This is a genomic window from Salinicola sp. 4072, from assembly GCF_036663415.1.
Lineage (GTDB): Bacteria > Pseudomonadota > Gammaproteobacteria > Pseudomonadales > Halomonadaceae > Salinicola > Salinicola salarius_A.
This window is the reverse complement of sequence record NZ_JAXOVV010000001.1, coordinates 355,304-369,194: the sequence shown is the minus strand read 5'-3', so window position 1 is coordinate 369,194 and position 13,891 is coordinate 355,304. Positions and strand designations below refer to the sequence as shown.

At 64.3% G+C, this 13,891-nt stretch carries 12 protein-coding genes; 6 read left to right on the top strand and 6 right to left on the bottom strand.

The window, feature by feature from the left end; all coding sequences use genetic code 11:
- Positions 1-88 precede the first annotated feature (88 nt).
- Positions 89-328 carry a hypothetical protein gene (locus R3F72_RS01575; RefSeq protein ID WP_332778769.1) on the top strand — a complete coding sequence of 80 codons (240 nt, stop codon included), beginning with the start codon at positions 89-91 and terminating at the stop codon, positions 326-328.
- A gap of 130 nt (positions 329-458) precedes the next feature.
- Here R3F72_RS01575 and R3F72_RS01570 read toward each other — a convergent pair whose 3' ends face one another.
- Entirely contained in the window at positions 459-1,664 is a 1,206-nt protein-coding gene (locus R3F72_RS01570) for an NAD(P)/FAD-dependent oxidoreductase (RefSeq protein WP_332778768.1), read from the bottom strand.
- Positions 1,665-1,941: 277 nt separating this feature from the next.
- Here R3F72_RS01570 and R3F72_RS01565 point away from each other — a divergent pair, with 277 nt between their 5' ends.
- From R3F72_RS01565 to eno, 4 genes are all read left to right on the top strand, one after another.
- Positions 1,942-3,249, top strand: coding sequence for a solute carrier family 23 protein (locus R3F72_RS01565; protein WP_071231863.1), 1,308 nt, complete (start codon positions 1,942-1,944; stop codon positions 3,247-3,249).
- 134 nt (positions 3,250-3,383) lie between these two features.
- Entirely contained in the window at positions 3,384-4,109 is a 726-nt protein-coding gene (locus R3F72_RS01560; protein WP_071231864.1) for a gamma-glutamylcyclotransferase, read from the top strand.
- 138 nt (positions 4,110-4,247) lie between these two features.
- Positions 4,248-5,906, top strand: coding sequence for a CTP synthase (locus R3F72_RS01555; protein WP_071231865.1), 1,659 nt, complete (start codon positions 4,248-4,250; stop codon positions 5,904-5,906).
- Between the two features lie 186 nt (positions 5,907-6,092).
- Complete coding sequence (eno, locus tag R3F72_RS01550) at positions 6,093-7,385, top strand: phosphopyruvate hydratase (RefSeq protein ID WP_332778767.1); 1,293 nt, start codon at positions 6,093-6,095, stop codon at positions 7,383-7,385.
- Between the two features lie 285 nt (positions 7,386-7,670).
- On the opposite strand, the gene fdxA is transcribed toward eno, so the two are convergent.
- Positions 7,671-7,994 carry a ferredoxin FdxA gene (gene fdxA, locus R3F72_RS01545; RefSeq protein ID WP_071231867.1) on the bottom strand — a complete coding sequence of 108 codons (324 nt, stop codon included), beginning with the start codon at positions 7,992-7,994 and terminating at the stop codon, positions 7,671-7,673.
- A gap of 241 nt (positions 7,995-8,235) precedes the next feature.
- A complete protein-coding gene (mutS, locus tag R3F72_RS01540) occupies positions 8,236-10,818 on the bottom strand; it encodes a DNA mismatch repair protein MutS (protein ID WP_332778766.1) in 2,583 nt (860 codons plus the stop codon).
- Between the two features lie 222 nt (positions 10,819-11,040).
- Here mutS and R3F72_RS01535 point away from each other — a divergent pair, with 222 nt between their 5' ends.
- Positions 11,041-11,226 (top strand): hypothetical protein, encoded by a 186-nt coding sequence (locus R3F72_RS01535; protein WP_087717688.1) that lies wholly within the window; start codon positions 11,041-11,043, stop codon positions 11,224-11,226.
- A 122-nt stretch (positions 11,227-11,348) separates the two neighbouring features.
- Here the strand turns inward: R3F72_RS01535 and fabG are convergent, their stop codons facing one another.
- The 3 genes from fabG to R3F72_RS01520 are packed head-to-tail and all read right to left on the bottom strand — an operon-like array spanning position 11,349 to position 13,885.
- Entirely contained in the window at positions 11,349-12,086 is a 738-nt protein-coding gene (gene fabG / locus R3F72_RS01530; protein WP_087717689.1) for a 3-oxoacyl-ACP reductase FabG, read from the bottom strand.
- A 42-nt stretch (positions 12,087-12,128) separates the two neighbouring features.
- Positions 12,129-12,653, bottom strand: coding sequence for an ApeP family dehydratase (locus R3F72_RS01525; RefSeq protein WP_332778765.1), 525 nt, complete (start codon positions 12,651-12,653; stop codon positions 12,129-12,131).
- A gap of 50 nt (positions 12,654-12,703) precedes the next feature.
- Entirely contained in the window at positions 12,704-13,885 is a 1,182-nt protein-coding gene (locus R3F72_RS01520) for a beta-ketoacyl-ACP synthase (RefSeq protein WP_332778764.1), read from the bottom strand.
- Between the last annotated feature and the right edge of the window lie 6 nt (positions 13,886-13,891).

Below are 13,891 nucleotides of genomic sequence, written 5' to 3'. Positions count from 1 at the left end.
ACCGATCGCCCCCAGCGGTGGTATAAAGTCGGGTGAGCCTTTACAGTGGCGCGCTCGAAACGAACTGCAATTCTTAAAAGGTCACACCATGATCAGGCTTGAACGCAACATTCTCGACCAGGCAAACACGCAACTGCGAGCGCTGGAAGACCATGTGCTGGATCAGGACGGCGGCTATCAGGCCACCATGATCAGTGGCCAGTTGAAGGCCCTGTTCTCGCTCGCCAAGCTGCGTGACAGCGGAATGTCGGACGAGTGTGCAGGGATGCTCGAGGAGATCGAGCGTCGCTCCAATATCCTGGTTTCCCGCCTGCCCGAATCCAACTGACGCCGAAGGTCACCAGGCCCGGTTACCGAGTTGCCGGATCAAAAGCGCCAACGTCATCGTTGGCGCTTTTTCGTTGAAGGCAGTCGCAGGAATGTCAAAGGCATTCGCATGATTGTCATGCCGGACGGGATCACGACCGGGCAATACGGCCCATCAGGGTATCGGAGCGCTGCGGTGACTTGTCCGCCAATACCTCGCGCGCCTCGTCGAGCTTGTCGGCTTCCAGGTTGAGCAGCAGTACGCCGATGACGCTCTCATTGTCGAGATCGTGGTTGTCGAGATAGTAATAGACGCCTTTGTCGTCTTCCACGTCCTCGACGGTTGTCAGCGAACTGTCGAGCTTGCCCACGGCTTTCCAGGCGAAGTCAAAGACGTTCGAGTAGAAGTAGGGCGTGTAATCGTAGGTCTCGTCGCTGCTGGCCATGATCCGGCCGACTGTCGCGCCCATCTGGTTGGCGTTGTCGACGTGCTCGGCGTGCCAGCGGCCGAGAATGCGATCCGGGTAGGTCACGATATCGCCGGCGGCAAAGATGGCGTCATCGCTGGTCTCGAGGCGTTCGTTGACCACGACCATGCCGTCATCGACCGCCAGCCCTGCCTGAGCTGCAAGCTCGACTCGCGGCTTGACTCCCAGCCCGAAGACCGCCGCGTCCACCTCCAGGCCGTTGCCATCGTCGAGTTCGAGCGTGACCTTGCCGTCGGCCTCGCGCCCGCCGCTGACCTTGCGGCCATTCAATAGCTCGACGCCCTTGTCGAGATAGGTCTGGTGGAAACGGTTGGCGAGGCTGGGCGGGAACATCTGGCTTCCCAGTACCTCATGGGGATGTATCAGGGTCACCCGGCACCCATTCTGGATCAGTGCCGCGGCCAGTTCCGTACCGATATAGCTGCCGCCAATGACGGCAATGTGCAGCCCCTTGCCGGCAAGCCTTCTCAGGCAGTCGTAATCCTCGACCGTGCGGAAATAGCGCACGCGATCGCTCGCCGGCAGATCGATCGTCATCGGTGCGCCGCCAGTCGCCAGCAGCAGTTTGCCGTAGCCGATGGTGTCGCCGTCATCCGTCGTCACCGTTTTCTGGTCGCGATCGATGGCCGTGACGCGAGTGCGGGTATGCAGCGTGGTGCCGTCGTCCTGCTCCGGCTGCATCCAGATCTTGTCGTAACCGAATTCGGGGTCGGTCCAGAGCTTTTTCGTTAGCGCTGGCCGCGTGACCGGGCCATTGGGCTCGGCGCCCAGGATGCCGATCGTGCCTTGGGTGTCCTTCTCTCTGATGCCTTGAACGGCATTGGCGGCGACCATGCCGGCGCCGACGATCAGGTAGTCGTAGCGTTGCATATCCACTCCCTGGCATGCCTTGAGTTTAGACGAGACACCACCGTTCAAAGTGGCATCGCTCGCTCGGTATTCCCGTTCGATCCTTGGGGTCGATGGTGTCAGCGTAGTTCAGTCGTGAGGCACTGTGCCAAAAACGCGAGGTCGGGAGGCATCCCGCCATCGCTGAAGGTAGAATGCGCGTCGGGTCGGTTATCCGCCGCTCGTACATACAACAATCGCTTTCACGCATTCGGAAATCGCCGGCGTCGACCGGTCGTTTCCCTGGAGAACAAGTTCGATGTCATCCTGGTTCCCCCGCTGGCGCCGCGTCGATGCCGCTCGCCAAGATCTGGTCGCACCCGACGAGACGCTGCCACCCGCGCAGACGCTGTTGATGGGCGTGCAACACGCCGTCGCCATGTTCGGTTCCACCGTGCTGGCGCCGCTGCTGATGGGGTTTGATCCCAACCTGGCGATCCTGATGTCGGGGATCGGTACGCTGCTGTTCTTCGTGATCGTCGGCGGGCGGGTTCCCAGCTACCTGGGGTCGAGTTTCGCCTTCATCGGGGTGGTGATTGCCGCCACCGGTTACGGCGGGAGCGGCGGCAATCCGTCGATCGGGCTGGCGCTGGGCGGCATCATCGCCTGCGGCGCGATCTATGCGGTCATCGGCCTGATCGTGATGGCCATGGGCACGCGCTGGATCGAGTTCCTGCTGCCGCCGGTCGTGACCGGAGCCATCGTCATGACCATCGGTCTCAACCTGGCTCCGGTAGCCGTTTCCAGCGTGGCCGGCTCCAACTTCGATGCCGCGATGGCGCTGGTGACCATCCTCTGCATCGGCCTGGCGGCGGTGCTGACTCGCGGCATGCTGCAGCGGCTGCTGATCCTGGTCGGGCTGGTTGCCGCCTACGCGATCTATGCGCTGGTCACCAACGGCCTGGGCTGGGGCACGCCGATCGATTTTTCGATCATCGAAGAGGCCGCCTGGTTCGGGATGCCCGCGTTCACCGCCCCGACGTTCAGCCCGCACGCCATGGTGCTGATCGCCCCGGTCGCGATCATCCTGGTGGCGGAAAACCTGGGCCACATCAAGGCGGTGGGAGCGATGACCGGGCGCGATCTCGATCCCTATATCGGCCGGGCCTTCCTGGGTGACGGACTGGCGACGATGGTCTCCGGGGCGTCCGGCGGCACCGGCGTGACGACCTATGCCGAGAACATCGGCGTGATGGCGGTGACGCGGGTCTACTCGACATTGATCTTCGTCGCGGCGGCGGGATTTGCCATTCTGCTCGGGTTCTCGCCGCGCTTCGGCGCGCTGATCCAGACGATCCCCGGCCCGGTGCTTGCCGGCGCTTCGATCGTGGTGTTCGGCCTGATCGCGGTTGCGGGCGCCCGCATCTGGGTCCAGAACCAGGTCGACCTGGGGGAAAATACCAATCTGATCGTCGCGGCGGTCACCCTGGTGCTGGGCGCGGGCAACTTCTCGATCGATTTCGGCGGCTTCACGCTCGACGGAATCGGTACGGCGACGTTTGGCGCGATCCTCCTGCATCTCGTCCTGCGTCACGGCACCGGAGGCGGGCGGGGTCGCGCGATCTGACGTTTGCATCTCGTCCAACTAGCGCTTCGCTTTGCGCCCGTTGGACGTTAGTCTGGGGTGATGGCATCGCCACGTCGATGCCATCACCCTTGTTTTCCATGAACGTATCGATCGCGCCCGAGATTAGAGTCCCAATGAGTGAGCCGCAGCCCAGCGCTATCAGTGTCGATGAAGAAGAGACTTCCGCCGGAAAGTCGATCGCCATGACCCGCGAGGTGCTGGAGCAGGATCTGATTCGTCGCCACTTCGAAGCCGTCTACCCCGACGTGGCCTTGAAGAGCCACGAAGAGCTGCAAAGCTCGATCCATCAGGTGCTGGCCTCGGCGCCGCCCGGCGTGCAGTGTCGCGACGGTGTCTATCTGTTCGCCTACGGCTCGTTGATCTGGAACCCTTGCGTGGAGGTCGACGAACGCCATACCTGCCGCCTCTACGGCTACCATCGCGATTTCTGCCTCAAGCTCGACCACGGCCGTGGCACGCCAGATACGCCCGGACTGATGCTGGCGCTGGCGCCGGGCGGCTCCTGCCGTGGCGTCGCGCTGCGGGTTCCCGGTGACAATCTCGAACGCGAGCTGACGCTGGTGTGGCGGCGCGAGATGCTGACCGGCGCCTACCGCCCGCGCTGGATCAAGCTGAAGACGGACGTCGGCCCGATCTGGGGCATCGCCTTCGTGATCAACCCGCATCACGACCGCTATATCGGTCGCCAGCCCGACGAGACGGTAGTGCATCTGCTACGGACCGGCCGCGGCGTGCTGGGGTCGTGTCGCGAGTATCTCGACAACACGGTGGGCGACCTGCATGCGCTGGGAATCCGGGATCGTCGCCTGGAGTCGTTGCAGCGCGCGGTGGCGAACTGACGTCCGGATGTCGGCGCGGCACGCGATCCAAAATTGAGCCTTTCGATCGAGTCTGGTAATCTGACGTCCCATCCTGGCCCGACTTCTCCCCCGGGTCTTTTCTCACGAGCTTTACGACCACGATTCGACAGGTTTTCCATGACACGATATATCTTCGTGACCGGCGGCGTTGTGTCCTCCCTGGGCAAGGGTATTGCCTCCGCTTCGCTGGCTGCGATCCTCGAGGCCCGCGGCCTCAAGGTCACCATCCTCAAGCTGGACCCGTACATCAATGTCGATCCGGGCACCATGAGTCCGTTCCAGCATGGCGAGGTGTTCGTCACCGAGGATGGCGCGGAAACCGATCTCGACCTGGGCCACTACGAGCGCTTCATCCGTACCAAGATGACCCAGAGCAACAACTTCACCACCGGCCGGGTCTACGAGCACGTGCTGCGCAAGGAGCGCCGTGGCGACTATCTCGGCGGTACGGTGCAGGTGATTCCGCACATCACCGACGAGATCAAGCATCGTGTGATCAAGGGGGGAGAAGGTTACGACGTGGCGCTGGTGGAGATCGGCGGCACCGTCGGCGACATCGAATCGCTGCCGTTCCTGGAATCCATCCGTCAGCTGCGCAGCGAAGTGGGTGCCAACCGCGCGCTGTTCATGCACCTGACGCTGGTGCCCTACATCAAGACCGCCGGCGAGACCAAGACCAAGCCGACCCAGCACAGCGTCAAGGAGCTGCGCTCGATCGGTATCCAGCCCGATATCCTGATCTGCCGCAGCGAAGTCGAGCTCGAGGAGAGCGAGCGGCGCAAGATCGCGCTGTTCACCAACGTCGAAGAGCGTGCGGTCATCCCGCTGCAGGATGCCGATACCATCTATCGCATTCCGCTGATGCTGCATGAGCAGGGTCTCGACGATATCGTCTGCGACAAGTTCCGCCTCGAGGCGCCGCAGGCGGACCTGGCCGAGTGGATCCACGTCCTCGACGCCAAGCTCAATCCGCTCAAGACGATCAACATCGCCATGGTCGGCAAGTACATGGAGCTGCTCGACGCCTACAAGTCGCTCAACGAGGCGCTGATCCATGCCGGCATCCAGACGCGGGTGAAGGTCAACGTCGAGTACATCGATTCCGAATTGATCGAACGTCACGGCACCGAGCGTCTGGCCGGCAAGGATGCCATCCTGGTGCCGGGCGGCTTCGGCGAGCGCGGCGTGGAAGGCAAGATCCAGGCCGCCCGCTTCGCGCGCGAGAACGACGTTCCCTATCTCGGCATCTGCCTCGGCATGCAGGTCGCGGTGATCGAGTTCGCGCGCCACGTGGCGGGTTGGGAAGACGCCAACTCCACCGAATTCACCCGCGATACCCAGCATCCGGTGGTCGGCCTGATTACCGAATGGATCAACCCGGAAGGGCAGATCGAGTTGCGCGACGAGGCCTCCGACCTGGGCGGCACCATGCGTCTCGGCGGGCAGGAATGCCGACTCAAGCCCGGTTCCAGGGCGCACGAGGTGTACGGTCTGGACACGATCACCGAACGTCACCGTCATCGCTTCGAGGTCAACGAGCAGTTTGTCGAACAGCTCGAAGCCGCGGGCCTGATCGTCTCGGGCAAGAGCGGCGATCAGTCGCTGGTCGAGATGATCGAGCTGCCGGACCACCCCTGGTTCCTGGCGTGCCAGTTCCATCCCGAGTTCACCTCCACGCCCCGCGACGGCCATCCGCTGTTCACCGGCTTCGTCAATGCGGCGCTGGAGCACAAGGCGCAACGCCAGCGCCAGCATGGCATGGCGCATCAGGAGTGATCGAATGACCGGCGGGGGATGAAGCGATTCATCCCCCGCCATCGTTGGAGACGCTGGACCTGACCCGCCAACGCTGGATAAGCTCCAGAACTGCTACCATGACCGAATCATCGCGCCCGGAGTCCGCGCAAGAGCCGGGCGCTTCACCCTCGATCATTGATTTTTCAACCGACAGGACGACGTAACATGGCTGAGATCGTTGATATCCGCGCCCTCGAAGTACTCGATTCCCGCGGCAACCCCACCGTCCAGGCACAGGTCACGCTGAGTGGCGGCATCACGGGCAGCGCCTGTGCGCCCAGCGGTGCTTCCACCGGCTCGCGTGAAGCGCTGGAACTGCGCGACGGGGACAAGTCGCGCTATCTGGGCAAGGGCGTGTTGAAGGCCGTCGACGCCGTCAACGGCAAGATCCGCGAGCGCCTCCTGGGCATGGATGCCAGCGATCAGCGTGCCCTCGACGACGCCATGCTGGCGCTGGATGGCACCGACAACAAGGCAAGCCTGGGCGCCAACGCGATTCTCGCCGTCTCGCTGGCCGCGGCCAAGGCAGCGGCAACCGAGAAGGGCGTGCCGCTCTACGCCCACATCGCCGAGCTCTACGGCCAGCCGGGCCAGTACACCATGCCGGTGCCGATGATGAACATCCTCAACGGCGGCGAACATGCCGACAATAACGTCGATATCCAGGAATTCATGATCCAGCCGGTGGGCGCGCCGAACTTCCGCGAAGCGCTGCGCACGGGCGCCGAGATCTTCCATTCGCTGAAGAAAGTGCTCTCTGCCAAGGGGCTTTCCACCTCGGTCGGCGACGAGGGCGGTTTCGCGCCGAACCTCTCTTCCAACGCCGAAGCGCTGGCGGTCATCAAGCAGGCGGTCAGCGACGCGGGCTACACTCTGGGCAAGGACGTCACGCTGGCGCTCGACTGCGCCTCCAGCGAGTTCTTCAAAGACGGCACCTACGATCTCGCCGGTGAGGGCAAGCAGTACGACGCCGCCGGCTTCACCGACTATCTGGCCGATCTCTGCGACCAGTATCCGATCGTCTCCATCGAAGACGGCATGGACGAGTCGGACTGGGATGGCTGGAAAGCGCTGACCGACAAGCTCGGCGACAAGATCCAGCTGGTCGGCGACGATCTGTTCGTCACCAACACCAAAATCCTGAAGCGCGGTATCGACGAGAAGATCGGCAACTCGATTCTGATCAAGTTCAACCAGATCGGTTCGCTTTCCGAAACGCTGGATGCGATCAAAATGGCGCAGGATGCCGGCTTCACCGCGGTCATCTCCCACCGTAGCGGCGAAACCGAAGACACCACCATTGCCGATCTCGCCGTGGGCACCGCCGCCGGCCAGATCAAGACCGGCTCGCTGTGCCGCTCCGATCGTGTCGCCAAGTACAACCGCCTGCTGGTGATCGAGCAGGAGTTGGGTGAGAAAGCCGCCTATCCGGGCCTAAAGGCGATCAAGGGCCAATAAATGCCTGCACGGGCAAATCACTACGTTGCACGGTGCGCGGAATCCTCACCTATAACCCATAGGCTCCGGTTCCTGTGCGCCGTGCGCCTTGTGCTTTACTCCGTTCGGCTATTTATTCAACTTTCACTAAGCACGGTTTTCGCTTCAAGTCAGTCGAGCGACATCGATGGCGATCTAAAAGTAGCTTGCTGAAACTCGTAGCGAAGACTTTGGTTTGTAAATGCAAGAAGGCCGCTCATTGAGCGGCCTTCTTCGTCTGGTGCTGACATCCGATCAATGCCGGAATTAACGCTCCAGCAGTTCGATCTTGTTCGGCTTGCCATCCCACTCCTTGGCGTCCGCCGGCGGGTCTTTCTGTTCGGCGATGTTGGGCCACACCTCGGCGAGTTCGGCGTTGAGTTCGATGAACTGCTGCTGGCCTTCGGGCAACTCGTCTTCCGAGAAGATCGCCTCCGCGGGGCATTCCGGCTCGCAGAGCGCACAGTCGATGCACTCATCGGGATGAATGACGAGGAAGTTGGGGCCCTCGTAGAAGCAATCCACCGGGCAGACTTCGACGCAGTCGGTGTATTTGCACTTGATGCAGTTCTCGGTGACGACGAACGTCATGGGTGTTCTCTCCTGATTGACGGCCCGGCCACGTGACTGGTTTTGCCACAGCCCTAAGTCGAAGCTCTATGTCACAGCTCTTGGTCACGGTATTGGCGGATAGGAAGACGTTGTTGAAATCACCGTTTCCACGGTGCCGCCGCATGCTGTTCGAATGGCGCCATATTTTAGGCGGGTGGCGCCAGCGTCGGCAAGCCGCGGCGTGAAACATCGAGGAATGGTGTTATAGCCACCGGGCCATTCAGCACTGCTCGCGCCAGGCATAGAGCAGGTCCAACGCGGCCCGCGGCGTCAGCGAGTCGACGTCCAACGACGCCAGCGCTTCCAGTACCGGGTGCGGCGTCGCGGCAAACAGATCCGCCTGCTGCGGCCCGGCGGGCTGCGTGCGGGCGTCGGTGGCGACCGGCATCGCCGCGGGCTGTTCGAGACTGGCCAGCTTGTCGCGGGCACGGGCGATTACGGTCTGGGGCACGCCGGCGAGCTGGGCGACCTGCAGGCCATAGCTCTGGCTGGCCGGGCCCTCCTCGACGCGGTGCATGAAGACGATGCCGTCCTTGTGCTCGGCGGCGGTCAGGTGAACGTTGGCCACCGTTTCCTGCTGTTCGGCCAGCGCGGTCATCTCGAAGTAGTGGGTCGCGAACAGCGTGAAGGCGCGCTGGGCCGCCAGGTGTTCGGCGCTGGCCCATGCCAGCGAGAGACCATCGAAGGTGCTGGTGCCACGGCCGATCTCGTCCATCAGCACCAGACTTTCCGAGGTGGCATTGTGAAGAATGCTGGCGGTCTCGGTCATCTCCACCATGAAGGTGGAGCGCCCGCCGGCCAGATCGTCGCTGGAACCGATCCGGGTGAAGATGCGATCCACCGGGCCGATTTCGGCGCTGTCGGCGGGCACGAAACTCCCGGTGTGGGCGAGCAGGGCGATCAATGCCGCCTGGCGCATGTAGGTCGACTTGCCGCCCATGTTGGGGCCGGTGATGACCAGCATGCGGCGGTCATCGTCGAGACGCAGGTCGTTGGGCACGAACGGATGCTGGCTGACGTGTTCCACCACCGGATGGCGGCCGCCCCGAATGTCGAAGCCTGGCGTCTCCAGCAGATGCGGGCGCACGAATTCCAGATGCTGGGCGCGCTCGGCAAAGGCGCAGAGCACGTCCAGCGCGGCCAGCGCGCGTCCGGTGGCCTGCAACGCATCGAGATCGGCGTTGAGCGTGTCGATCAGGCTCTCGTAGAGCAGCTTCTCCCGAGCCAGCGCGCGGGACTTGGCGGAGAGAGCCTTGTCCTCGAACTCCTTGAGCTCGGGAATGATGAAGCGCTCGGCATTCTTCAGCGTCTGGCGGCGGATGTAGTCGGCCGGCACCTCGCGTGCCTGGGCGCGGGGGATCTCGATGTAGTAGCCGTGGACCCGGTTGTAGCCGACCTTGAGACCGGGCAGGCCGGCGCGTTCGCGTTCGCGGACTTCGAGCTGGACCAGATAATCGCCGGCGTGCTCGGCCAGGCCGCGATACTCGTCGAGCTCAGCATCGAAACCCTCGCGGATGACGCCGCCGTCCCGGATCACCACCGGCGGGTTGTCGATCAGCGCCTGGATGAGCGTCTCGGCGAGCTCGGGATAGGGATGAATATGGCGGGCGAGATCGTCCAGCGCGCTGTCGCCCTCGATGCGCTGCAGTTCGCTCTGGAGCGCCGGCAGCACGTTGAGGGCATCGCGCAGGCGGGCCAGGTCTCTCGGCCGGGCGCTGCGCAGCGCCACACGGGCCAGGATGCGCTCGACGTCGCCGACCTCGTTGAGAGGCTCGCGAATCAGCAGATACTGGTCACCATCCAGCAGCAGTTGCACGGCGGCCTGGCGCCCGCCGATCTGGGCGCGATCCCGTAGCGGGCGATTGAGCCATCTCTTGAGCAGCCGCGAGCCCATTGGCGTGACAGTGGTGTCGAGTACGCTGGCCAAGGTGTTGTCGCCGGTGCCGCCGAGATTGATGTCGATCTCGAGATTGCGCCGGCTGGCGGCATCGATCACCACGGATTCGTCGCGGCTCTCGACGCCCAGCGCGGTGACATGCGGCAGGCGGGACCGCTGGGTATCCCGCGCGTAGTCGATCAGTACGCCGGCCGCGATCAGCGCGGTCTCGAGATGCGTGCAGCCGAATCCTCGCAGATCGGCGACCTCGAACTGGTCGCACAGCAGCCGGTGGGCGGTCTCCAGATCGAAGTGCCAGTCGTGCTGGCGGCGCAGGCCGGTTCGGTCGGCGAGCGAGGGCGGCAGGTCCAGGCTCTCGGCGGCGAGCAGTTCGGCGGGCTGAAGGCGGTGGATCTCGGCCAGCATGTCGGCCTCGCCGTCGACCTCGAGCACGCTGAAGCGGCCGCTGGAGAGTTCGAGCCAGGCGAGCCCCCAGCAGTTGCCCGTCTGGTGCAGAGCCACCAGCAGGTTGTCGCGTCCGGCATCCAGCAGCGCCTCGTCGTGCAGCGTGCCCGGCGTGACGATACGCACGACGCGACGCTCGACCGGCCCCTTGGAGGTAGCGGGATCGCCGATCTGCTCGCAGATCGCCACCGATTCGCCCGACTTCACCAGCCGGGCCAGGTAGGACTCGGCACTGTGGTAAGGAATGCCGGCCATGGGGATGGGCTTGCCCGCCGACTGGCCGCGCGCCGTCAGCGTGATGTCGAGCAGCCGCGACGCCCGCTTGGCATCATCGAAGAACAGCTCGTAGAAATCACCCATCCGGTAGAAGAGCAGTACATCAGGATGCTCGCGCTTGATCTTGAGGTATTGCGCCATCATCGGCGTATGCTGAGTGCTCTTGCTGGAGGCCGCGTCCTGCATGGTGTCTCGGTAAGCTCCGTCGATTCTTGGGGCACAGAGGAGGCATCGAAATGCCGGGGGCGTACGGTGAAGGGCAAGGTTACCACGCCGTGGCCGGGTCCAGCACGGCGCGGGGCGACGGCCTGCCTTAGAGGGGATCATGCCTCAGGTCTAGTGATTTCAGCCTGAGTGCCTGTCGATAACTCGTTACAGTGTTCGAAACCGGCACACGAGGACTCCCATATGGCCCGGTTGGTGCTCAACCACCTCAGCGACTCCACCTATCGACTACTGGCGACCGAAGCCAGCAAACGTAACGTCAACATCAGCGAGCTGGCCGTGGTCCTGCTGGAGATCGCCGTCGCCGAGCTGGCGGCCCGTCAACCGACAACCGTAACGCCGCCCGTTGGAAAGCCCCGCGAGCCGTAATAGTGCCCGCGCCAATGGCGGGACTCGATCAAGCCTGTCTTTCGAGCCGGCTCGCTGCCGGGCGGCCGGACGAACATCTTGCCGGAGGCATTAACCGTTCACCTCGGTACCGGAAAGAGCGATCAATACATGCCGCCATTCACCGCGATCACCTGACGCGTGATGTAGGCTGCATCCGCCGAGCAGAGAAAGCTCACGGTGCCGGCAACTTCCTCGGCCGTACCGGTGCGCTGCATGGGAATCAGCTTGCGAATCTCGTCGCGGGGCAGCTCATCGGTCATGCGCGTCTCGATCCACCCCGGCGCGACGCAGTTGACCGTGATCCGGCGTTTGGCCAGCTCGACGGCCAGCGCCTTGCTGGCGCCGATGATCCCGGCCTTGGCCGCGCTGTAGTTGACCTGGCCGCGATTGCCTATCAGTCCGGACATCGACGAGAGCGCCACGATACGACCGGGCCGGCGCCGCTGGATCATCGGCATGACCAGCGGATGCAGGACGTTGTAGAAACCGTCCAGGTTGGTTCGCAGCACGCCGTCCCAGTCCTCGCCCGTCAGCGCGGGGAATGGCTTGTCTGCGGTGATGCCGGCGTTGCAGACCACGCCGTAGTAGCAGCCGTGTTCGGCGATGTCCGCCTCCAGTACCGCCTTGACGGTTTCCCGCTCGGCGACGTCGAAGTGGACGATGCGCGCCCGGCGTCCTTCGGCTTCCACCGCAGCCTTGACCGCATCGATGTCGTCGCCGGGGCGCCGGCAGTGCAGTACCAGATCGTGACCGTCGCGGGCCAGGCGTCTGGCGATCGCTTCGCCGATGCCGCGATTGGCACCGGTGACCAGAATCGTCTCGGGATGTCGTTCTTCCATGGGGCCTCGCGCGTAGAGCTGCGGATTGTGAAGTCAGGGGCGTCAGGCGCCGTTCAATGTCGGCATCGCGGCGGGGCGATAGAGCGTCAGGCTGCCGCGAGCCAGCGGCTCGGCATCCTCGGGCATCGCCGTGGCGTGCTTTCCGATGTCATACTTTTCGATGGCATGCTTTTCTATGGCGTACAGGGCGCCACTGACCTGCGTGACGCCGTTGTCGGCGACGAAGTCGATGGTGACGGTGATACGGATCCGCTGGTCGAAATCGAAGACCGGCACGCGCGCCCGGTAGCGTTTGGCGCCCAGCAACAGACCCGGGGCCGGCGCCTCGCCCGATGCGGCGGCCCGAAAACCGGCCCAGGCGGCGACGGCCTGAGCCAGCCACTCGACACCGACCCAGGCCGGAATGCCGTCGGGCTCGGCGAACAGATCGTCGCGCCGGGTCACGGTTTCGGCAGTCGCCCCCTCTTCGCGGACCTCGACCAGCTGCGTCAGCAGGCACATGCCTCTGGCGTGGGGGACCAGCGGTGCAACGGGGCAGGGGAGCGAAGGCATATCGGATGCAGTCAAGGGAATTCCGTCGTCGTTCTTGCGTTTCTCTTTCCGGGCAAACCGGCGCTTCATTCGGCCCGGGACAGCAGTAGGCTGGCGTTGTTGCCGCCGAAGGCAAAGCTGTTGCTCAGGGCATGATGCAACGGGCGAGCCGGCATGGCATCGGCAGTCACCAGCGGCAGGGCGGGAATGTCCGGGTCGTATTCACCATCGAAAACGTGCCTTGGCCGCTTCCCCTGCTCGAGTGCCAGCCAGCAGAACGCCGCCTCCAGTGCGCCGGCCGCCCCCAGGGTGTGGCCGGTCAGCGCCTTGGTCGAACTGCAGGCGGGGGGCGTGGCGAACAGCGTCGCGACGGCTGCGGCTTCCATGCTGTCGTTGAGTCGGGTGCCGGTGCCGTGGAGGTTGAGATAGTCGATCTCCGCCGGATCGCGTCCGGCCATCGCCATGGCCTGGCGCATGGCCTCGGCGGCGCCGCTGCCGTCGGGCCGCGGTGCCGAGATGTGGTGCGCATCGACGCTCTCGCCGACGCCGGCAAGCTGGATGCCGCCGGCTTCCGGAGTGACCACGAACAGCGCCGCCGCCTCGCCGAGATTGATCCCGTCGCGATGGCGGGAAAAGGGCAGGCAGGGCGCGTCGCTGACGGCCTCCAGGCTGGCGAAGCCGTTGACCGTAAGGCGACACAGGCTATCCGCGCCGCCGGCGATTACCGCATCGCACTGGCCGCTCTTGAGCAGTCGCCTGGCGCTGGCCAGCGCTCGGGCGCTGGAACTGCAGGCGGTGGAGAGGGCGTAGCAGGGCCCGGTGATGCCCAGGCGCTCGGCGATGAAGCGTGCCGGCGCGCCCAGTTCCTGGCGGGCGTAGGCGAAGTCTTCCGGCAGCGGCCCTTCCCGGCCGCTGTCAGCCAGCGCCAGCTCGGTTTCGCCGATGCCGGAAGTGCTGGTGCCGATCACCACGCCGATCCGGTCGCGGGGAACCCTAGCCAGCAACGGTTCGAGCTCGGCCGCGATTCGCTCCAGCGCCAGCGCCAGCAAGCGGTTGTTGCGGCTGCGGTGATCCTTCGGCCAGCCGGTGGCGTCCGGCAGTTCGCCGACGACCCGGCCCAGGGGCAGGGGGCGGCCCGGCGTGAAGGCATCGCTGATCGTCAGGCCGCGTTCCCCGGTAAAAAGGGCGCGAGCGATCGTGTCCAGATCGTCACCCAGCGAGCAGACCACGCCGGGGCGGGACAGGCGACAGGGAAAGGCAGCACTCATAAGTCA